We start from the raw sequence: 16885 nt of genomic DNA, 5'->3' as shown, positions 1-16885 counted from the left end.
CCGGGGAGGGAGAGCGCGGCGTGCAAGGCACGCCCCTAATCCCGCTTCCTCCTTCAACATGCTCTCTTGATCCACGAATAACCATACCCATCGGCTCGCTGAAGGAGCGTACAGTAGCGATGGGCAATGCCCTGAATCACTTCCTCTCGTGTTTGGATATTGAAAGATCCCGATGCGCGCACGGCCACTCGACCGACGTAGGTGCCTGTCTTCTTGCCCTTGGGCACTTCGGCGCGCACCATGTCGCCCGTCTGGAACCCGAAGTGCCGTTTCTGCCGCGTGAGATAGCCTCTAGGGAATCCGAACCGGTCAAGGCGCGTGCGTTGATAGCCTCCCCGGCCGGTGGCCTTGATCTGGAGCGTAGGGCGGTCCCAATCGAACACGGCGTGCGTCACCCCGACACAGACGGCATCGAGCGCATGGGTCTTGGGCAGCCCTAGACGCACGCGATTGAATTTGGTCCTGGCGCCTGAGCCCGTCTCGACCGGCAGGCCCGTGGCTTTGAGCGCTTCGAAGAGCGACCAACGGGTCGAGTTGACGGCAGCGGCGTCGTGCAAGGGGCGCTTCGCCTGCTCAAGGATTCGCGCTAGCCGCTGCGGGTCCTTGGCAAGAAAGACACGCACGTCCTGCGCACCCTTTGCGTGGTTACAGGGGGCGCAGGCAAGCGTCAGGTTGCTCACCCGGTCGCTGCCACCTCGGGCCTTGGGGTGGATGTGCTCGATCTGCAGGGGAACGTCTGTAGCCCCGCAGTAGGCACACTGCCGGCCCCACTTCTCCAGGAGATACTCACGCACTTCGTACCCGGCAAGCGTCCCCTGCTGGTACTCGATGCCGGAAATCTCGGGGTTTTCCAGCGCCTGGGGGTCGAAGCGCACGAGCTCCTGGGAAATCCCGCTGATGGGCGCGAGCCGTTGCAGGCGACGCACCCAGGAGAGGGTTGTCTCGACGCGGTGACGCAGCGACGGCGCCAACCACCCCTTGGGTCTGCTGCGATTGAGAAATCGCGGTGCGCGGTAGCGCAAGTTTGCACCGCGACGGCGGCGCCGAAACGCTCGCCGCACGGCGAGCGTTTCGCTGATCTGCTGCCCCCGATGCACGAGCTGCGCAAGCCACAGGACATGGACCTGGCGCTGGATTTCGCCAGTTTCCTCGTCAGCCGATTCGTCCTCGCGCACCACGGCGATTCCCGTCGTTTTGCTGCCTGGGTCGAGCTTCACGAGCAAGGGCTGCAGGGCGCTTTCTTCCTGCGTGCGATCGACGAGACGGATGGTAAATGGCACGAGCCGATGCACCCGAGCACGGCCCCGCTCCAGGAGGAGCCGTGCCCGCTTTTCGCTACATGGCATCAGAGGCTTTTTACGCCGGTCCAACACAAACACAGCCATCTTCTTCTCCTTGCGTTCGTCCCTTACGGGACCAGTAACGGGTCCATCAGGACCGCTCCCCTCGACCGTGTGCGATGGCAGCTTCGGCGGTTTTCCCGCCAGGAGAGGGACCGTTTCGTGGCGCTCCCTTGCCGTGTCTGCATCCCTCTCTTCCAGAGCCGCAGACTGAGGAAGCATCTGCGGGTGGGTCTTCGCACTTCCATCACACGTCGCGCGATTGCTCGCGCATGGTCTGGTCAACCGAGCTTGCTTTCACAAGCTCCGCCCTTTAGGGCGGGGAGGATTGACCGTATCTGTGTAACTCGTATCAATACAGATACGATACACAATACAGATACGATATGCAAGCGTTTTTGTGGAAGTATCAACGGCTCATGCCGGGGCGACGTCCCGGTCGCGGCTGCGCTGCACTTGCCGCTCTCGTTCCTGCCGTCGCTGCGGCTCGCGGCCTTCAGGCTTCTCCATCGAGGGCGGCGCCATGCGGCGCATCAGCCGAAAAGCTCGCTGTGCGAGCCGAGCCGCGCCAATCTGAGGGTATCGGCGTCGGACTTGCGGTAGATCAGCAGCAAGTCTGGCTTGATGTGGCACTCCCGATAGCCTGCCCAATCGCCAGAAAGATCGTGATCGCGGTAGCGGGCATCCAAGGGCTGATCCGTCGCCAGGGCGACCAGAACCGGCTTGAGATCGTTATCGAGCGTGGCGCGGTAACGCCCTTTGGCTTCCCGCTTGTAGTCGCGCTTGAACGCCGAGGATCGGTCAATCGTCCGCATGCAAATCCGCCATCAGATCATCCACGTTGGCGAACTTCTTGCCCTTGCCCGCTTCCAGCTCGGCAATAGCCTTGCGCGTGGTGGCGTTGGGTACTTTCACGTCGAAGGGCAAGCGGCGCTCATCGGCTACGCGCAGCATCAGCAAGCGGATGGCGTCCGAGATGGACAGGCCCATTGCTTTGAGCGCGTCAGCAGCGCGCTCCTTGGTGTTGGTGTCGATGCGGGCGCGGACGTAGGTATCGGCGGTGCTCATGATGAACTCCAGGCAAAGGTTCATATGCCGATATTGTAGTCACACTGTGACTACGATGCAAGCCGCCCCATTCTTGACCGAGCACTCGGCAAGCCCCTCCGCCCAGAGTGCGGTAGGTCACTGGCAGTGCACAGACGGTGCAGCAGTTGAACATGGAGCCGGGCGCGGCTGCGACTGGTGATTCACTGGCGGTTCACTGGCGATACAGCTATGCCGCCGTCTCGTCCAGCAGAGTCACGGGCGGTTCACTGGCGGTACAACGATCGGCCCGCGCGACGATGGGCTGCCGAGGCTGTGTTTAGCCAGACCAAACGGGCGGTTCGTGGGGGAATGAGTGCGACGAGGGGGTGGGCGCGTCGGGTTGGAGATGTCGCCGCGCGCAGGCGAAGAAGCGCGCAAGATCGTGACCGTCCCCCGACGTGGACGGCCACACGCAAAACAGGCGCAGTCGGTTATTGGCCTTGCTCGACCTTATCGGGGCCGCCCATGACGCGCCGGAGCATGGCGCGAACGTGAGACAGCGACGGCACGGTCGGCGGCTCGCCGGCCCCCTTCAGCGCCTGGATGTCCTCGGCATCGACGAGGACTTTGCCGTCCGGTCCTTCGTGGTATTGCAGCTCGCCTGCCTCGATCATCCCATCGATCCAGGCCACGGGCACGCCCAGCCGGTCAGCGGCTTGCTGTCGAGTGATCATTTCCATCGCGCGCTCCTTGGTGCATGGCGCGATGCTAGCAGCCATCAAGTGGCTTGCCAAGTCCTTGTCTCACCTTGATTTTCCCCCCCGGATTTCTGGATCGGTCGAGTTACACGCAAAAAATCGCAGTCATGATAATGACAGTTATCATGAATGCTGTGCGCCCCCGGGTGCTCATTTTTTGGGCAAGACAGCTCAAGCCGTTGTCCCTCAGCGAGCGGCAGCATGCACCGGAGTCGGGTTTCGGTCGGTTGTCCACAAAAACTGTGAACAATGGGCTCGGAGAGTCGAGCTACGCCTGGCGCGATCCAGTGAAGGCGCATCTCGGCGTGCAGTCGCCCTGAGAGCGACATCAACGCCAAGCGCTGGGGCGGCGGGCTGAGGCGCTGGTGAAGTTGCGCAGGCCGGGCTTGCGCCCTTGCTCAGAGAGACTCGGCCCGCGCGGCGTCGGCGGAGCGCAATAAAAAACCCGGCCCTCGTGAGAGAGGCCGGGGTTCATCAGAAAAGTGCCATCTGCCCTACGAGCGCCGGTTTTCCGGCGTCCGCTGAGCGCGCTGGCTCTAGCCTCACGCTGTGGTGGATGGACATTTCGTGGACATCTCCGTCCGCCCTCCACAACAACACCGCGTGATCCGTTCCGAGCGTTTCGTGGCCCCGGTACACGGCCACCGGATGGCCGTGCAGCGAGTACCACTTCGGTTCTTTGCCGCGAAACCACAACGCCCGCCAGCCGGATGACCGGCATTGGGCGTCATAGTCCTCGGCCTCTGCCTGCGTCAGGGGGCGCGTGGTAGGTAAGCCCTGATAGAACTTGACCTGCCGCGCGCACACCATCAGCTTGCCGTTGGCCGACACGATCAGGCCCGTGTGGTCTCCGCGTTCGCGCAGGCCTGCACGGATCGCCTCTTCATCGTGGTACACGGTCGTGGTGCTGCCCTCGTAGAGACTCGGCGGCCACAACCACCAAGCGCTTATTTGCGGCTCCGGCACCGACCCGTAGGCTCCCCACATCACGCTGAAGACGACGTAGGAAGCGCCGCGGTACTGCACCGCCCGAACCGGCACCGGGGACTTGCCACGGTGTTCGGCGGCGAGTCGGCACGAGTTGGCTTCAGCCATTGGCCGCCACTGCTCCGCAGGCAGGCGAATGATCGTAGGGCTGCTCATGGCAATCCCTTCCCAATCATGTCGCGCAGCCGCAGCAGCAGCCGCCAGATGCCGGTGAGCACCGATGCCCGCCGAGGCTCCCCCACCCAGGGCTTGGGCTGGATCAGAAGCAGGCCATCGTTTTCCACGAGATGAAAAACGAGTTTGCGCTTCATCACTCACCCTCCCCCTCTTGCGAGGCTTCGGTCTTTGCGCTTCCGGCCTTGAGGATTTTGTCAGCCGCCGAGAAAACCCGGCTTGCCGACTTTTTGATGAAGGTTTCGCGGTCGCTGCTGCTCTCCAGCCAGTCCTGGATATAGCCGCGAGCTTCCTCGACACCGGGCAGGCCGAGCGTCGCACAGCACAGCATCGCCACCGCCTCGGCCTCAGCCTCTTGGATGGAGCGGTTGATGGCACCGCCATCCACGAACTGAGCCTCAGCCGTCTCGCCATGTAGCAGGCAATGCGCCATTTCGTGGAAGAGGGTTTTCCACGGCATGGCCGCCAGCGGGTTGACCGCTACCTCGCCCATCCTCGGACGCGCAAAGCCTTGGCAGTTTCCGTCGGTGTGCTCGAAAGCCACCTCCGTGATGCCCAGCTTCGCCAGCGCCTGCGCCTTATCCCACTCCGGGGTTTCCGGTGTGGGCACGGTGCCGGGGTTTTCCGGGTCGATCGGCTCGGTCTGGGACAGCGCGAACCAGTTGTTCTTCATCAAGAAGAACACCTTGGTCACTTCGTCTTCAGTGCCGTCGCCGTTTTGGCGGGCTTCCTTTTTGATGATCGGCATCCAGAACCCAAGGGCTTTTTCGCCCTTTTTGACCTTGCGGCCCGCCTTTTTCCAGCCGGTGAAGCTGGCGATAGGGCCGGCGGGGATTCCCCGTTCGGCCATCTGCTCCATCGCAAGAAGCTGGTTCCCCAGACTGTAGCGATGAAACAGCCGGTAGTGCGAACCCAAGCGACCGGGCTCGTGCAGGGCGGCCTGGAACAGTTTGCCCCAGTCGGGGCGGTTGTTGGTCTTTTCCATGGTGGTCTCCAAAGAAAAATGGGACACACCATGGCCCCCGTCGGGACCAACAGTGTGTCCCGACTCGGGGTTGAAAATGTGCGAGACGCCTTGGCAGCGCTCGTGCTTCAGGTCACAGGACCTTGGTCAACGTGGCGATGGCCGTGACGGCCACTACCAGCATGCTGCCGAACCAAATCTTCATGTCCTTGACTGCTTGAGCAATCTCGCCATGAAGCTGGGTCTTGACCTGACCGATCTCGCTTTGAAGCTGGGTCTTGACCTGACCGATCTCGGTCTTGAGGGCCTTGATCTCGGCTCTGACCTCGTTGATCTCGGCTCTGACCTCGTTGATGTCGTCCTTGGTGGCGAGCGTGGATTCCAGCATGCGCTGGAACACCTCGACCTGTGCCTCAGCCAGCGCTTCAGCCTGCGCGTCGGTGTAACCGGCACCACGCAGCTTTTTGGCGAAGGCCAGGGTGTCAAAGGCGAACATACCCGTCATTGTAGGACTCCTTCGTTGGATACGGAAGGCGCCCACACCCCTGCGGGGACGTGGGATCGCCCCCCGCATGGGTTGTCATGAGCAACCGTGCTAGACTGGCCGCATGGTCAGACCACACAGACGCGCTTTCACGGTCATCCAGGGCGGCAAGGTCGAACTGGAGCGCAAGAAGCGACTCCTGTTCAACCAGCCGTGGGCCTTCGATCACGACGAGTTTGATCGGCTCTGCGAGCTTTTCGAACTGTCGCGAGCGGAAGCCTTTGACCTTGCGTTGGCGAGAGTCAAGCACAAGGCCAAGACAAACTACGAGGCCGCCGCCCTGCTTGCCGTTTTCAGTGGAAGCGGCAATGCTTCCGACATCTTGGCAAAAGGGCGGCGTAAGAGCTTCAGACTCGAAACTTCCGAGCCACCAACTCTTCCTCGATCATCCGCACCAAGCGACGCAAATCACTCTTGAGATCGACATCGCTGATGCGGTTTTCCATGTTGAGCGCCTCATCCCGTCGGGCCAATAGCTCGCGTTCAGAAGCCTCTTCCAGCCACCGGTAAAAGGCGGCCATATCGAAAAGAATGCCCATTGCTGTCTCCTAAAGAAGAAGCTGGGCACGTCCACCCCCGACCGGGGGTGAAGGTCGCCCCCAGCCGGGTTGATGAAAGCGTCTATTTCACGCTCATGGAAATCACGCGGAACACCCTGCCGGGGTTTTCCTGACGCAGGATGCGCGCGTGACGGTATGCAGCAGACCTGGAGTGGTCGGCGTCCCACCGGCCCCGGTTTTTTCCGAGACCGGAGATGACGCAGATCGGCTTGCCGTCCTTGAACTCAGCGACGTAGTAGCGCATGACGTTACTCCCCGCCAAGAACCTCGAACTGCGCAGCCCCAGCGCTGCCTTGTTTCCCAATCGAGCCCTGAGCTTGCGCCTGGACTTGATCGGGTGTTGGCAGTTCGCCGCGCGCAACGCGGCGATACTCATTGGCCCGCTCAGCGAGCTTGCGGGCTTGAGCGATGAGGCGCGATTTCTCGCGCCCCGACGCATCGATGGCCGCTAAGGCCAGGTTTCTTGCCTGGGCCATAGCCTCTTCGGCCTTGTCCTCGGCCTCCCGAGCAACCGGATCGGCAGGCCGCGCGGGGCGGGCACTGCTGGCGATTTGCTCGGCGCGTTGACGGCGCACGTCTCTCAAGGAAGACTCCAGAAACCTTATTCGGGCTTGGAGTTCCTCGATTTTTGCGTCCTTCAGGCGAAGGACTTCTGTCAACTGCTGTTCGCTCCGTTTTTCCTTCGTCTCCTTGCCGCGCTTGATGAGCGCAGCAATCCGGTCGAAGAGATAAAGAACAGAACCGCTGACGGCAGCGAGAAGGATGAGAGTTTGAGTCATGATGTCTCCAGAAGTGAAAAACCCCTGGAGACGCTTCACCCCTTGCGGGACGAAGGCATCCCGCAGGGGCGGTTGATGATGCTACTCAGTTGCCCAAGCAGCGCTTTGATGCTGATTGTTTAGAGTCCCCAGCTAGGACTTTTTCACCATCGGCATAACCGACAGCAGAAAAACCGTCTTTTCGCAGCGCGCTCGACTCGAACGCGCTCTGAAAAGACCCGCCTTTGGCGGCGGGCCTGCTTTGAAGTTTAGCACCAAGCGGCCTTCGCGATGCGCCTTGCCTCATCAGCGTAGCGCCCCACGAAAACCACTTCGTCGCCCCTGACCAGCCTGCGGCCAGCCACGGCCACGTGCTGCCGGACACCGGGGTCGGACTTCCAGCGCTCGCGCATGTACCGCGCATACGCTTGGGCATCGCCCTCGAATCCCGCAGGTGGCGCGAATGCCGTGCCCGCGCCGGGTTCGGTGTTGATGCAACGAAAGTTGACGGCACCGTACATGGCTCCGCCTCCTTACGCCGCCTTGCGCACCCGCGCATCGATGGATTGCAGGCTTGGAAAGGCCTGCGCCCCGTCGCGGTTGAGGATGTCGAGCCAGTCCAGGGATTTCTGGCCCGACGGAATCTCCCCCGCTGGAACGATGGCCGATGCTTTGATGCCGTTGGCCCACAGGCGCTGGACAAGCCGCCTGGCGGCTTCTTGTCCGTGGCCTCCGGGGTGTTGGGCGGTTGGCCGATCTTTGTCCGCAAAGACAATGACACGGCGCACCTCTGGTGGCGCTTCGAAGTGCTCCAGCAGGTATGCGTTGACCGCACACCATACCGGAAGCCCCGTTCCTTCCATCACCGCCAGGGCCGTTTCCAGCCCTTCGGCGACAGCGAGCACGGGGCCCGGATCAACCAGCCGAATCGCTCCACCGATGATCTTTCGATCCTTCGGATAACTCATCAGCTTTTTGGGCGACTCGACGGGCGCCTTCTTGCCATCCTGCGTCAGGTACGTCCGGTGAATCGTCACTGGATTACCCTGGGTGCCAGACACCATGGCGATGATCGCCGGGTATTCGCCGATCCTCTTGTCGCCGTCGTAGTACGCCAGCGACGGATGGAACCGGAGAGCCTCGGGCGGTGGGATCGATATTCCGCGCCGGGCCAGATACAGCCTGGCCGGCTCGGCGTCTCGATCCAAGATCGGTACTGACTCGTTCCAGACCTGATTGAGTGACTGACGCAACCTCTCGTCATCTTCACTCTTCACGGGCTCTGGTCTGGTCGCACGGTGTTGTGCTGGCCTCGCGCTGTTGGCGTTGAGATACTCGGCCACAGCCTTGAGCGCAGTCGAGAAATCCCAACCATTCGCCCACATCAGGGTGGCGAACCCGTCTGCAAACACCCCGCAGGTGTTGCAGACGGAGCCGCCGGTCGCATCAACGTCCTTGAAGACACGGTATCCATCCTTGCCTCCGTGCACTGGGCACGGGACGTGGCGGCCTACGCGGTCAAGCGCAGGTTGCAACTGCGGCGCAAGGCCTGCGAGGATTTCTCCCCACCGGCCTCGTGCCATTGGTCTTACTTCTTCGGCTTTCATGCGGTTCTCCTCTGAAAAGCCCCAGTCGGGGCATCCCGAAGAACCCCCAGAAGGAGGCACTTGGAGATGCCCCGGTCTGGGGTATTGAAGAAAACCAGCCGAAGAGCTTCCCCAAACCGGGGAGAATCTCCCCGGCTGGGGTTGGTCTGGATCAAGGAATGTATGCACCCGACCCTGAGTTGAACGCCTCGTCCAGCGCCCGCTGCAAGCGATCACTGGATGCACGTTCGCGCATCAGCATTTCGCGGGTCTCGCGAAGCCGATCATGGAGGTAGTTCATGCCTTCCTTCATGTCGGCCACGTACTGACGGATGATTTGCACATCCGTCACGGTTGTTACACCGCCTTCTATGCGCCGAAGCGCCGCCTCGAAATCTGCTTGGCTTGGAGGGAGTTCATTGCTCATTGATTTCCTCCAACCGGAGCGCATTGGTATTCCAAGCACTCCGTCAGCAGACCCTCGAATCTATACACGAACGGCTCTTCACCGCACGAGAGCACGGCCAAACCGGACTCCATCTGCCAGGCTTTCGCCATGGCAGCGCCGTCGGGATCGTAATACTCCAGACCAGACCAATCGTTGTTGACCAAGGCCGGGGCCCACGACGCAGGCAGGACAACGGTTACGATTTCCATTGCCCACCTCCATCAGAACGGCCCATCGTCATAGCTCGGCTTGGATTTCCCCTTCTGCGTCTGCTTGGACGCATCCGGCACTTCCTTGACCTTGCCGCCACCACTCGGGAGCATTTTCATGCTCTCGGCGATGATCTCAGTGGTGTAGCGATTTTCGCCATCCTTCTCCCAGGAACGGGTCTGGAGGTGCCCCTCGACGTACACCAGGGAGCCTTTCTTCAGGTGTTCGCCGACGATTTCAGCGAGCTTCCCGAAAAACACGACGTTGTGCCACTCCGTCTTTTCGTGCTTCTCGCCGTTCTTCTTCCAGGTTTCGCTGGTGGCGATTCGCACACGGGCGACAGCTTCCTGTTCCTGGGTGTAACGGACTTCAGGGGCAGCGCCCAGGAAGCCGATCAGTTGCACTTTGTTCAGCATGGTGATTCTCCTTTCAGAATAAGAAAAAGGCGGTCACACCATGCCCCCTGGCGGGAGACATGGCGTTTCCCGCCGGGTTGGGAAGAACCTACGCAGCAGCGCAGGCGCTTAGATCAGGCTACCGATGTCGGCCTTGATGCGACGATATTCGCGCGTCAGAGCCTCCAGGTCGGTTCCCTCGAAGTCGGCCTCAAGACGGATATAAATTTCGTCCAGGGCTTCGTTCGTGGTCGCCTTCTCCATAGCCTTGATCGCCGTCGCGAGCTTGGCATTGGGCTTGGCCGCATCTCCTTGCTCAGCGGGATCGACAACGAAGGCCGTGACGCCCTCGTTCACCTTGACCTGGGTGGCTTTCACGCCGCCCATGATCTCGGCTTTGGTCTCCTTGGGCTTTTGCTCGGTCGGGTCGGGTTTCGCGCCCGCCTTCTCATCAGCGTCCAGGACTTCACCCGTCTCCTCGTCGATTACCACCGGAGCGTAGTTACCCTCGATGACATCGTTCAGATTCAGGTTCTGCGCTTTTCCTTGCTCGGAAGCCGCGTCGAGTGCCAGAGCCGTCGCAAGTTCCGGCGACTTGGGCAGGAACTTGCAGAGGCGACGGATCGCCGTTTTCAGCCCCATGGCGGTGAAGTCGGAGTCCCAGACGGATTCCTTCTTGTACCGCTTGGCTGCCTGGTAGCCTTTACTGTTGTCACGGATCTTCTCGACTTCCTTGCGGCTCATCGCCACGAAGGTACGAGAACCATCCTTGAACACAGCAACAGCATAAAACCCGACAACCTCACCCCGCTCCTCATCGGAAGCAGGGAAGCCGCCGGGCCCTGTGAGCGGCTCGTGCTCCAAACTGCGCTCCATCCCGAGCTTGAGCGTGAACTTGTCGTTCACGCGCACCTCGTGCGCGTAGATGTCCTGCACGAGCCCGCTCTGGCGAGCGAGCTTTATCAGCCCGGTGTAGCCGGGGATGAGTTGGCACTGGTCTCCATAGGGGACCAGATGGGCTTCGCCCATCAGGCCCACTTCCAGGCCAAGCTGGCTGGACTGGATGACCGCCGCAAATACGGAGCGGGGATCGCACTCTCCCAGCTTCGGCGTCATGCGGAACGCCGTCAAGGCGATCCGCACCATGCGGTCGGGGTTGATGTGCTTGGGCAGCGCCCTTGCAATTTCCCCTTTGTATTTTTCCAACAAGGCCGGGAAGCCCTTATCCTTCGGCGCCTCGACAGCGCTTTGGGCGCGGTTGATGTTTTTGAGTGCTTGCAAAGCCATGATGTGCTCCTTGAGAAAAGAAAAGGACACACCATGGCCCCCGTCGGGACCAACAGTGTGTCCCGACTCGGGGTTGAAAATGTGCGAGACGCCTTGGCAGCGCTCGCGGCCTTTGGCCTTACTTGATCAGGCCGAGAATGCGCGCCAGAAACTCCAGCGCGTTTTGGTTTAGGAAGATCACGGTGAAGATTATCGTCAAGAAGTACATCGAGAACTTCTTGTCCAACTTCACCAAGTCTTCCCTGAGCGAGCCTTCGAGCTTAGCCAAGTCTTCCCTGACGGCAAGTAGGTCTTCCTTGACGGCAAGCAGGTCTTCCTTGGTGGCGAGTTCACTGCGCAGCTCGATGCGAAGTTCTTCTTTCGCCTCGATCTTTCGCTGAACCGCCATCTCCCGGCTACGCTCTTCGATGTGGTCAAGGACGCTTCGATGCTCTTGGCAACCGCCATCGCATCGTCGCGCCCAAGTCGCCGCTCAAGCAGGTCGTAGATTTCGAGTGGCAAGTTCATGCTACCCATTCTACGCATCCGCGTCGAAGTTGGCTGCCCAGCGCGGTAGGTTGATCTCTTCGATCTCCCCGTTTGGCTGGTAGCCCGGCCACTGGTCGTTGTCCCGACACCACTTCAGAAGCTGAAGCGCTGCGCGGTACTTTGCCCGACCGATCTCGATCACCTCGTCGCTCGCCTTGTAGCACGCGACCGCGTAGGGCGCGTCCTTCTCGACTGCGATGAGGTAGAACGGGATGGTTCGACCAGTCAGGGCCTTGAGCCCGTCTTGGTAGAACGCCGCCTGCACGTCGTAGCCCAGGGTCGCGATGGCTCGCGAGAACCCTTCGGCGCTGGCGTCCACGCAGGTTTTGACATCGACGATCGCTGTCACCTGCTCCGGGCAGGTTTCCGCCACCGCCAGGAAGTCAGGGCGGCACTTGCACTCGATGCCCGTCTCCTGGTCAACCCAGAAGCCGGACATTTCGGCAAGGCCGTTGGAAAGCAGCCGTGCAGCACCGGCATGAGCCCTGATGGACGCCACCATCTGCTCGATGGCGGCCATCTGGTCGGCGGTCAGCGGGGTTTTTCCCGCGTTCGCTGCCTCCCAGGCTTCGGCTGCCGCTTTGCCCTCCTTGGTTCGCCGGTCGAACTTCGGCGCGACTACGTAGTCGCGCGCGAAGTTGTCCGGCTCTAGGATGGCGGTATGCACCGCCGTGCCGAACTCCATCGCCGGTGTCGGCTCAGGCGGGTTTGTGGCGTAATGCTGGTAGTGGGCCGGGCTGCGCATGATGCGCACCAGCCCACTGTGGCCCACCGCAGGGCAGGCGTGGTACTGGCCTGCCGGCATGGATAGCAGGCCTACGTTTTCAATCTTCATTTTGGTCTCCATGGAAATATCCCTGGAGACACCTATCCCCTTGCGGGGATGAGATGCCCCGCAGGGGTTGAACACAATGCCCGCTTGCGCGAGCAACCTTGGTGCTGTTTGTTTAGGGCGGCCAGCTACCGCCATGTGGCTCATGGTTACCCAGGAGCAACAAAGCTGGCTTTCCACGGCACACTTGTTCCAGCATGCCCTGGGAAGCCCCGTATCTGGTACGGGGCGCCCGACTCAATCAGCGCAGTCCCAGCGCCCGAACGATCGGGCGGCTGATGACGTATCCCGAGACTGCGCACATCGAGAGGATCAAAAGTGTCATGGCGTTTCCTTGCTGGGTAGATGGACTGACCCGCAAGGCTGCCCGGCTTTTCGCGCGCCCGGACAACCCCGCAGGCCGCAAACCCCATCTGCAAGGGTCTGTGGCCTGCGGGATTGCCCCGCAGACGCTTTTGCTTACCGGAGTCCCAGCGCCCGAACGATCGGGCGCGAGAGAACCCAGCCGGTGATGCAGCAAGCTACGATGACAAGTGCCATGATGGCCTCCAAGAAAACGCGGAGGCACCACGGCCCCTTGCGGGAGCGTGACGGCCCCCGCAGGGTTGAGAAATCTTCCTGGACAAACGAACGCCCCGACATGCGGGGCGTCGCTCCCAGTCTATTCGGCAAACCCCTTCTGGGGAAGGGGCTGTCACCCCATCCGCTGACAGCGGATGTGTCTGCCTTATTGCCGGTGCCAATATTACAGCACCCGTGGTGTCTGGGGAATGGAGCGGACGGGATTCGAACCCGCACCAGCCAGGGTGACAACCTGCTGCTCTGCCAATTGAGCTACCGCCCCAACGGGACGAACTGGTATCCGCCATGCGCGTTTGTCAGACGCACGGATACCGTCCGCTGGCGGCCTTCCAAGCCGCCCGCCGTTCTTTGGAGAACCCCTTTACGCAGGCTCACGGGGCGCGCTGCCTCAAGCCTCGTCCGCTCATAACGGACAAGGCGAGGTCTTACGGTCTCGCGCCCAAGCCATCACCACAATGTCCCGTGGATCAGGGTCGGGCGAGATGCGCCCCTCTCTTTTCTCTACTCGCCGCCACGCATGGCGCGGTCGGCGTGTCTTTGATGCTGCTTCTTTCAAGTCCCCAGCTAGGACACGCTCGCGGCACTAGGCACAACGAAACGATGTGATCATGCTACACCGGCGCTCAGCGGTGTCAAGTCTCTAATCGTGACATTTTTGGTCGCGTTTCGAAACTAGCCACAAGGCCCTGCTCTGGGTACGATATTGTCGCCAAGATCAGCGAAGGAGCACGGCATGGCAGCCCAGGAACCACCTCGAAACACCCCCGACAACCGCAAAAGTCTCCCGTATTTCATCCAGAAAGTTCGTCTTCAGTCCTTCCACGCACAGCAAGTGTTCGAGCGTGGATTCGAGACATGCGCGAATGCAATCTTTTCTCTGTCGGTCGTGCTGCGCATCGTCGGCACCGAAGAGCAAGCGCGCGAAGTCGAGGGCATCATCGACGAGCGGATGAATAAGGCGTTCGAGGATATTCGCGCAGAGATCGCCCGCCTGGAAAAAGTCGCCGAGAATAACGGTATCGAGTTCGCTGGTATCGAATACTCGAATCCAAAGGACATTGAGGCCAAGATCACTTCCCCTCGCGCCGTGCGCTATGTCGGCATCGTGCGCGAGTTCGATGCACTGGTCTCCAAGCTCGATGCGCTGTGGCTGTCGGGCGTGATCCCAGACAGCACCTATTCGGCCAGCATTTACGAGTGGAAGCGCCGCCTGCTCCGTCTGGCTGGCTCGGTGCGCAGCATCGCCAACCGAGCCATGATCGCCGCGCGCAAGAAGGATGCAGCGGGCGATGTTCAGGTTGCAGAAGGGGCGGCCAGCGAGATCAAGGCCGTCGATCCCGAACAAGCTGCCGCGTAGTGTCAGTGCTCAACCCGTATCAAGCACGAGCCGTCGAGGCAAGCGGTCATTGCACCGTGCTCGCCTGCCCCGGATCGGGCAAGACGAGGGTGCTGTCCGAGCGGGCGTCACGGTTGCTTGCCAGCCATGACATGGGCCGTCTTTGTGCCGTGACGTTCACGCGAGACGCCGCCCAGGAACTGCGCTCGCGTATCCTCGCCTCGTGCGGAGAAGCCCACGCCAAGCGGTTGGCCGTGGGCACCTTTCACTCTTTGGCCTTGGCGCACCTGAGACGCGCTTCAGGGGGCCAGCCCCCGCGCTTGCTCGCTGAAGGGGAGCGCGTGAGCCTGCTGCGTCGCTGCTGGCAACAGCACGGCAGCGAAGAGCCGTTCGATGACCTGGTGCGCGCCATCGACGCCGCGAAGGCCCGCCTGTACCCAGCACCGTTTGCCAACGCCACCCAGGAGGCGGTGTTTCGTGCCTACCAAGACCTGCTGGCGTCCGAAGGCGCCATGGATTTTGCCGACCTGCTGCTGGCGTGCGTGCAGCGCATCGCCAGCGGGCAACTGCCTCCGCTGCCTGTGCGCTGGATGCTGGTCGATGAAGCCCAGGATATGGATGAGGTGCAGATGGAGTGGGTGTTGCTTCATGGCCGCGCTGGCACCGAAGTCACTCTCGTGGGCGACGATGACCAAAGCCTGTATGCCTTTCGCCAAGCCTTGGGCTACTCGGGCTTGCAAAGGGTCACGACGGCGCTGTCGGCAACCGAAACCACGCTTCCGATCAACTACCGCTGCGCAGCCAACATCCTGGACCATGCGGCGCGGCTGATTGCCCACAACCAACATCGGGCAGCCAAGAAAATCATCGCGCACCGGCAAGACAACGGCGAGATTCGGGTGATTCGTTGCCCCGACCGCTGGAGCGAGGTCGATATGGTGGTGGACGCCATCCGCCAGAGTCCGCGAGGCACCCAGTGGGCGGTTCTCGCCAGAACGAACAATATTCTCGATGCGGTCGAGGTCGGCCTGTCGGGCGCTCGCGTCGAGTTCGCCCGCTCCGGGGGTAAGAGCGTGTGGGAGCACTCCATCGGCAGCGTGCTGTGTGGGCTGCTGCGATCCGTGCTCGATGATTCCTGGACGGGCATTGCCAACGCGCTGTCGTTTTGTGGTGTGCAGGCCGGATGGATCAATGACCACTCCCGACGCTCGCGTGGTGGCTGTGTGGCCCGCCTCCATGCCGCCGTGGAACACGCCAGCGATGATGCCACCCGCAAGCTCTTGATGGGCCTGCGCATGGGCATGATCGCATGGCGCGAGCAATCGAGCAAAGATCGAGCGTCGCTGGTGGTGCATGGCGTCGCCGCATTTCTGGCGGAGTACTGCACGCCCCCGCAAGCATCCCTGCTTCGCAAGCTCGAAGGTGCACTCATCAAGTTGAGCGGTTCGCTGGCACAGCGATTGGCATTCGTGACGCGATCCAGCCCCGCTGGCAGGCGGGCACCGCATGTGCACATCATGACCCTGCACGCATCCAAGGGGCTGGAGTTCGACAGCGTGTGGATTGTCGGTTGCGAGGATGGCACCTTGCCTCACGCCGATTCCGACGAGGAAGACGAACGCCGTTTGATGTATGTGGGCATGACTCGGGCGAAAAACCGGTTGGTGGTCAGCAGTGCCGTGGAGGAAGGCCCGCCTTCTCGCTTTCTGGAGGAAGCCGAGTTGGGCCGCAATGACTCAAAAGCGAGCACCCTTGCCCCACAAAATGCTAAATGGGTGGCCTAGATTTTCTGGCAAGAATCGGAATGTAACGGAGATAATATGCGCACCATTCGAGAAGATGAACTCAAAATCCCTGGGAAGGTGCTCATCAACCGCAAGCAGCTTCTAAAGATCGTTCCGTTATCGGATCGGACGATTTTCGATATGGAAAAGCGCGGTGAATTTCCGAGACGATTCACCCTCACTCCGCGATCAGTGGCGTGGGACTTGAGGGAGGTCGAAGCATGGATAGAGGCGAGGAAGGCGGCGGCACAACGACCCAAAGCGCCGGGTCGCCTTTCACCCAGAGGTCGATCATGTCAGCCCAGTCCTGAAGCATGACGCGACGCTGCTCGGCATATTCAGCCTTGTTATAAATCGCTCGTACTCCCTTTTGCTCATGGGCGAGGCACTTCTCGATCCAATCCGTATTGTATCCGGCCTCGTGAAGCAGGGTCGAGGCGGTCCGCCGTAAGTCGTGGACGCAGAACTTTCCCAACGGCTGTCCATCTTGCTGCGCCGCCTTCCACGCAAGAGTCGTCACTTGATTCAGCGTGGCCTTGCTCATTGGAATGTCAGGATCGTAGCGCGACGGCAAGACGTACCGCGACCCGCCTGCGCACGTCTTGAGGGCAACGAAAATATCCAATGCCTGGCGGGACAGGTACACCACGTGCGGACGCTTCCTCTTCATCCGTTCCGCCGGAATGGTCCAGGTCGCCTGGGTAAAGTTGACTTCGCCCCACGTCGCTTCAGTCAATTCCGACTTTCTGACCATCGTCAACAGCAGCAACTTGACCGCCAAGC

The 16885-nt window shown here is 61.2% G+C and carries 22 protein-coding genes, 1 tRNA gene and 1 pseudogene; 3 read left to right on the top strand and 21 right to left on the bottom strand.

The annotated features are described in order from the left end of the window. Positions 1 to 53: 53 nt before the first annotated feature. The 20 genes from iscB to Tchar_RS03350 all read right to left on the bottom strand — a co-directional run bounded on the left by iscB (position 54) and on the right by Tchar_RS03350 (position 13244). Positions 54 to 1385, bottom strand: a complete 1332-nt coding sequence (gene iscB / locus Tchar_RS03440; protein ID WP_201739289.1) for an RNA-guided endonuclease IscB — start codon at positions 1383 to 1385, stop codon at positions 54 to 56. Positions 1386 to 1873: 488 nt separating this feature from the next. Then, positions 1874 to 2155, bottom strand: a complete 282-nt coding sequence (locus Tchar_RS03435) for a type II toxin-antitoxin system YafQ family toxin (RefSeq protein ID WP_144327700.1) — start codon at positions 2153 to 2155, stop codon at positions 1874 to 1876. After that, positions 2142 to 2432: a type II toxin-antitoxin system RelB/DinJ family antitoxin gene (locus Tchar_RS03430; RefSeq protein WP_456243327.1), complete on the bottom strand. Its 291-nt coding sequence runs from the start codon at positions 2430 to 2432 to the stop codon at positions 2142 to 2144. Before Tchar_RS03430 ends, Tchar_RS03435 begins: the two co-directional genes overlap by 14 nt. 428 nt (positions 2433 to 2860) lie before the next feature. Further along, a complete protein-coding gene (locus Tchar_RS03425) occupies positions 2861 to 3109 on the bottom strand; it encodes a helix-turn-helix domain-containing protein (RefSeq protein WP_144327699.1) in 249 nt (82 codons plus the stop codon). A gap of 492 nt (positions 3110 to 3601) precedes the next feature. After that, entirely contained in the window at positions 3602 to 4222 is a 621-nt protein-coding gene (locus Tchar_RS03420) for a hypothetical protein (RefSeq protein WP_144327698.1), read from the bottom strand. Positions 4223 to 4266: 44 nt separating this feature from the next. Beyond that, complete coding sequence (locus Tchar_RS13710; RefSeq protein WP_161595442.1) at positions 4267 to 4425, bottom strand: hypothetical protein; 159 nt, start codon at positions 4423 to 4425, stop codon at positions 4267 to 4269. Beyond that, positions 4425 to 5273, bottom strand: coding sequence for an ArdC-like ssDNA-binding domain-containing protein (locus tag Tchar_RS03415; protein WP_144327697.1), 849 nt, complete (start codon positions 5271 to 5273; stop codon positions 4425 to 4427). The genes Tchar_RS13710 and Tchar_RS03415 overlap by 1 nt, the downstream gene beginning before the upstream one ends. A 112-nt stretch (positions 5274 to 5385) precedes the next feature. Beyond that, positions 5386 to 5748, bottom strand: coding sequence for a CCDC90 family protein (locus tag Tchar_RS03410; protein WP_236640158.1), 363 nt, complete (start codon positions 5746 to 5748; stop codon positions 5386 to 5388). Positions 5749 to 6143: 395 nt separating this feature from the next. Then, positions 6144 to 6335 (bottom strand): hypothetical protein, encoded by a 192-nt coding sequence (locus tag Tchar_RS03405; RefSeq protein WP_144327695.1) that lies wholly within the window; start codon positions 6333 to 6335, stop codon positions 6144 to 6146. 82 nt (positions 6336 to 6417) lie between these two features. After that, positions 6418 to 6600: a hypothetical protein gene (locus Tchar_RS03400; RefSeq protein ID WP_144327694.1), complete on the bottom strand. Its 183-nt coding sequence runs from the start codon at positions 6598 to 6600 to the stop codon at positions 6418 to 6420. 4 nt (positions 6601 to 6604) lie between these two features. Continuing rightward, complete coding sequence (locus Tchar_RS03395) at positions 6605 to 7135, bottom strand: hypothetical protein (RefSeq protein ID WP_144327693.1); 531 nt, start codon at positions 7133 to 7135, stop codon at positions 6605 to 6607. Between the two features lie 248 nt (positions 7136 to 7383). Beyond that, positions 7384 to 7635: a hypothetical protein gene (locus Tchar_RS03390; protein ID WP_144327692.1), complete on the bottom strand. Its 252-nt coding sequence runs from the start codon at positions 7633 to 7635 to the stop codon at positions 7384 to 7386. A gap of 12 nt (positions 7636 to 7647) precedes the next feature. Next, positions 7648 to 8721 carry a DUF7146 domain-containing protein gene (locus Tchar_RS03385; RefSeq protein WP_144327691.1) on the bottom strand — a complete coding sequence of 358 codons (1074 nt, stop codon included), beginning with the start codon at positions 8719 to 8721 and terminating at the stop codon, positions 7648 to 7650. A 151-nt stretch (positions 8722 to 8872) separates the two neighbouring features. Continuing rightward, positions 8873 to 9127, bottom strand: coding sequence for a hypothetical protein (locus Tchar_RS03380; protein ID WP_144327690.1), 255 nt, complete (start codon positions 9125 to 9127; stop codon positions 8873 to 8875). Then, positions 9124 to 9357, bottom strand: coding sequence for a hypothetical protein (locus Tchar_RS03375; protein ID WP_144327689.1), 234 nt, complete (start codon positions 9355 to 9357; stop codon positions 9124 to 9126). Before Tchar_RS03375 ends, Tchar_RS03380 begins: the two co-directional genes overlap by 4 nt. 12 nt (positions 9358 to 9369) lie before the next feature. Then, positions 9370 to 9774, bottom strand: a complete 405-nt coding sequence (locus Tchar_RS03370; RefSeq protein WP_201739288.1) for a single-stranded DNA-binding protein — start codon at positions 9772 to 9774, stop codon at positions 9370 to 9372. 108 nt (positions 9775 to 9882) lie between these two features. Beyond that, positions 9883 to 11040 carry a recombinase RecT gene (locus Tchar_RS03365; protein ID WP_144327687.1) on the bottom strand — a complete coding sequence of 386 codons (1158 nt, stop codon included), beginning with the start codon at positions 11038 to 11040 and terminating at the stop codon, positions 9883 to 9885. 118 nt (positions 11041 to 11158) lie between these two features. Beyond that, complete coding sequence (locus Tchar_RS03360) at positions 11159 to 11428, bottom strand: hypothetical protein (RefSeq protein WP_144327686.1); 270 nt, start codon at positions 11426 to 11428, stop codon at positions 11159 to 11161. A gap of 129 nt (positions 11429 to 11557) precedes the next feature. Further along, on the bottom strand, positions 11558 to 12403 hold the full coding sequence (locus tag Tchar_RS03355) for a PD-(D/E)XK nuclease-like domain-containing protein (RefSeq protein WP_236640156.1): 846 nt from the start codon (positions 12401 to 12403) through the stop codon (positions 11558 to 11560). Between the two features lie 768 nt (positions 12404 to 13171). Then, positions 13172 to 13244: transfer RNA gene (locus Tchar_RS03350), tRNA-Asp, on the bottom strand. Between the two features lie 471 nt (positions 13245 to 13715). On the opposite strand from Tchar_RS03350, the gene Tchar_RS13915 reads away from it, so the two are divergent. The 3 genes and pseudogenes from Tchar_RS13915 to Tchar_RS14355 form a co-directional block, all read left to right on the top strand. Next, positions 13716 to 14339 (top strand): AcaB family transcriptional regulator, encoded by a 624-nt coding sequence (locus tag Tchar_RS13915; RefSeq protein ID WP_144327684.1) that lies wholly within the window; start codon positions 13716 to 13718, stop codon positions 14337 to 14339. Further along, positions 14339 to 16102: an ATP-dependent helicase gene (locus Tchar_RS03340; RefSeq protein ID WP_144327683.1), complete on the top strand. Its 1764-nt coding sequence runs from the start codon at positions 14339 to 14341 to the stop codon at positions 16100 to 16102. The genes Tchar_RS13915 and Tchar_RS03340 overlap by 1 nt, the downstream gene beginning before the upstream one ends. A 36-nt stretch (positions 16103 to 16138) precedes the next feature. Beyond that, positions 16139 to 16270: pseudogene (locus Tchar_RS14355) on the top strand (hypothetical protein); the annotation flags it as partial. A 10-nt stretch (positions 16271 to 16280) separates the two neighbouring features. Here Tchar_RS14355 and Tchar_RS03330 read toward each other — a convergent pair. Then, positions 16281 to 16885, bottom strand: a 605-nt coding sequence (locus Tchar_RS03330; RefSeq protein WP_144327681.1) for a tyrosine-type recombinase/integrase, incomplete at its 5' end; no start/stop codon positions are given.

Source organism: Tepidimonas charontis, assembly GCF_007556685.1.
Taxonomy (GTDB): Bacteria; Pseudomonadota; Gammaproteobacteria; order Burkholderiales; family Burkholderiaceae_C; genus Tepidimonas; species Tepidimonas charontis.
This window is presented reverse-complemented; position numbering and strand designations above follow the sequence as displayed.

What these genes read in the sequence shown, in the direction of transcription:
- iscB (WP_201739289.1), bottom strand. Translation starts at nt 1,385, where the DNA reads ATGGCTGTGTTTGTGTTGGACCGGCGTAAAAAGCCTCTGATGCCATGT.
- Tchar_RS03435 (WP_144327700.1), bottom strand. Translation starts at nt 2,155, where the DNA reads ATGCGGACGATTGACCGATCCTCGGCGTTCAAGCGCGACTACAAGCGG.
- Tchar_RS03430 (WP_456243327.1), bottom strand. Translation starts at nt 2,432, where the DNA reads ATGAACCTTTGCCTGGAGTTCATCATGAGCACCGCCGATACCTACGTC.
- Tchar_RS03425 (WP_144327699.1), bottom strand. Translation starts at nt 3,109, where the DNA reads ATGGAAATGATCACTCGACAGCAAGCCGCTGACCGGCTGGGCGTGCCC.
- Tchar_RS03420 (WP_144327698.1), bottom strand. Translation starts at nt 4,222, where the DNA reads ATGGCTGAAGCCAACTCGTGCCGACTCGCCGCCGAACACCGTGGCAAG.
- Tchar_RS13710 (WP_161595442.1), bottom strand. Translation starts at nt 4,425, where the DNA reads ATGAAGCGCAAACTCGTTTTTCATCTCGTGGAAAACGATGGCCTGCTT.
- Tchar_RS03415 (WP_144327697.1), bottom strand. Translation starts at nt 5,273, where the DNA reads ATGGAAAAGACCAACAACCGCCCCGACTGGGGCAAACTGTTCCAGGCC.
- Tchar_RS03410 (WP_236640158.1), bottom strand. Translation starts at nt 5,748, where the DNA reads ATGTTCGCCTTTGACACCCTGGCCTTCGCCAAAAAGCTGCGTGGTGCC.
- Tchar_RS03405 (WP_144327695.1), bottom strand. Translation starts at nt 6,335, where the DNA reads ATGGGCATTCTTTTCGATATGGCCGCCTTTTACCGGTGGCTGGAAGAG.
- Tchar_RS03400 (WP_144327694.1), bottom strand. Translation starts at nt 6,600, where the DNA reads ATGCGCTACTACGTCGCTGAGTTCAAGGACGGCAAGCCGATCTGCGTC.
- Tchar_RS03395 (WP_144327693.1), bottom strand. Translation starts at nt 7,135, where the DNA reads ATGACTCAAACTCTCATCCTTCTCGCTGCCGTCAGCGGTTCTGTTCTT.
- Tchar_RS03390 (WP_144327692.1), bottom strand. Translation starts at nt 7,635, where the DNA reads ATGTACGGTGCCGTCAACTTTCGTTGCATCAACACCGAACCCGGCGCG.
- Tchar_RS03385 (WP_144327691.1), bottom strand. Translation starts at nt 8,721, where the DNA reads ATGAAAGCCGAAGAAGTAAGACCAATGGCACGAGGCCGGTGGGGAGAA.
- Tchar_RS03380 (WP_144327690.1), bottom strand. Translation starts at nt 9,127, where the DNA reads ATGAGCAATGAACTCCCTCCAAGCCAAGCAGATTTCGAGGCGGCGCTT.
- Tchar_RS03375 (WP_144327689.1), bottom strand. Translation starts at nt 9,357, where the DNA reads ATGGAAATCGTAACCGTTGTCCTGCCTGCGTCGTGGGCCCCGGCCTTG.
- Tchar_RS03370 (WP_201739288.1), bottom strand. Translation starts at nt 9,774, where the DNA reads ATGCTGAACAAAGTGCAACTGATCGGCTTCCTGGGCGCTGCCCCTGAA.
- Tchar_RS03365 (WP_144327687.1), bottom strand. Translation starts at nt 11,040, where the DNA reads ATGGCTTTGCAAGCACTCAAAAACATCAACCGCGCCCAAAGCGCTGTC.
- Tchar_RS03360 (WP_144327686.1), bottom strand. Translation starts at nt 11,428, where the DNA reads ATGGCGGTTCAGCGAAAGATCGAGGCGAAAGAAGAACTTCGCATCGAG.
- Tchar_RS03355 (WP_236640156.1), bottom strand. Translation starts at nt 12,403, where the DNA reads ATGAAGATTGAAAACGTAGGCCTGCTATCCATGCCGGCAGGCCAGTAC.
- Tchar_RS13915 (WP_144327684.1), top strand. Translation starts at nt 13,716, where the DNA reads ATGGCAGCCCAGGAACCACCTCGAAACACCCCCGACAACCGCAAAAGT.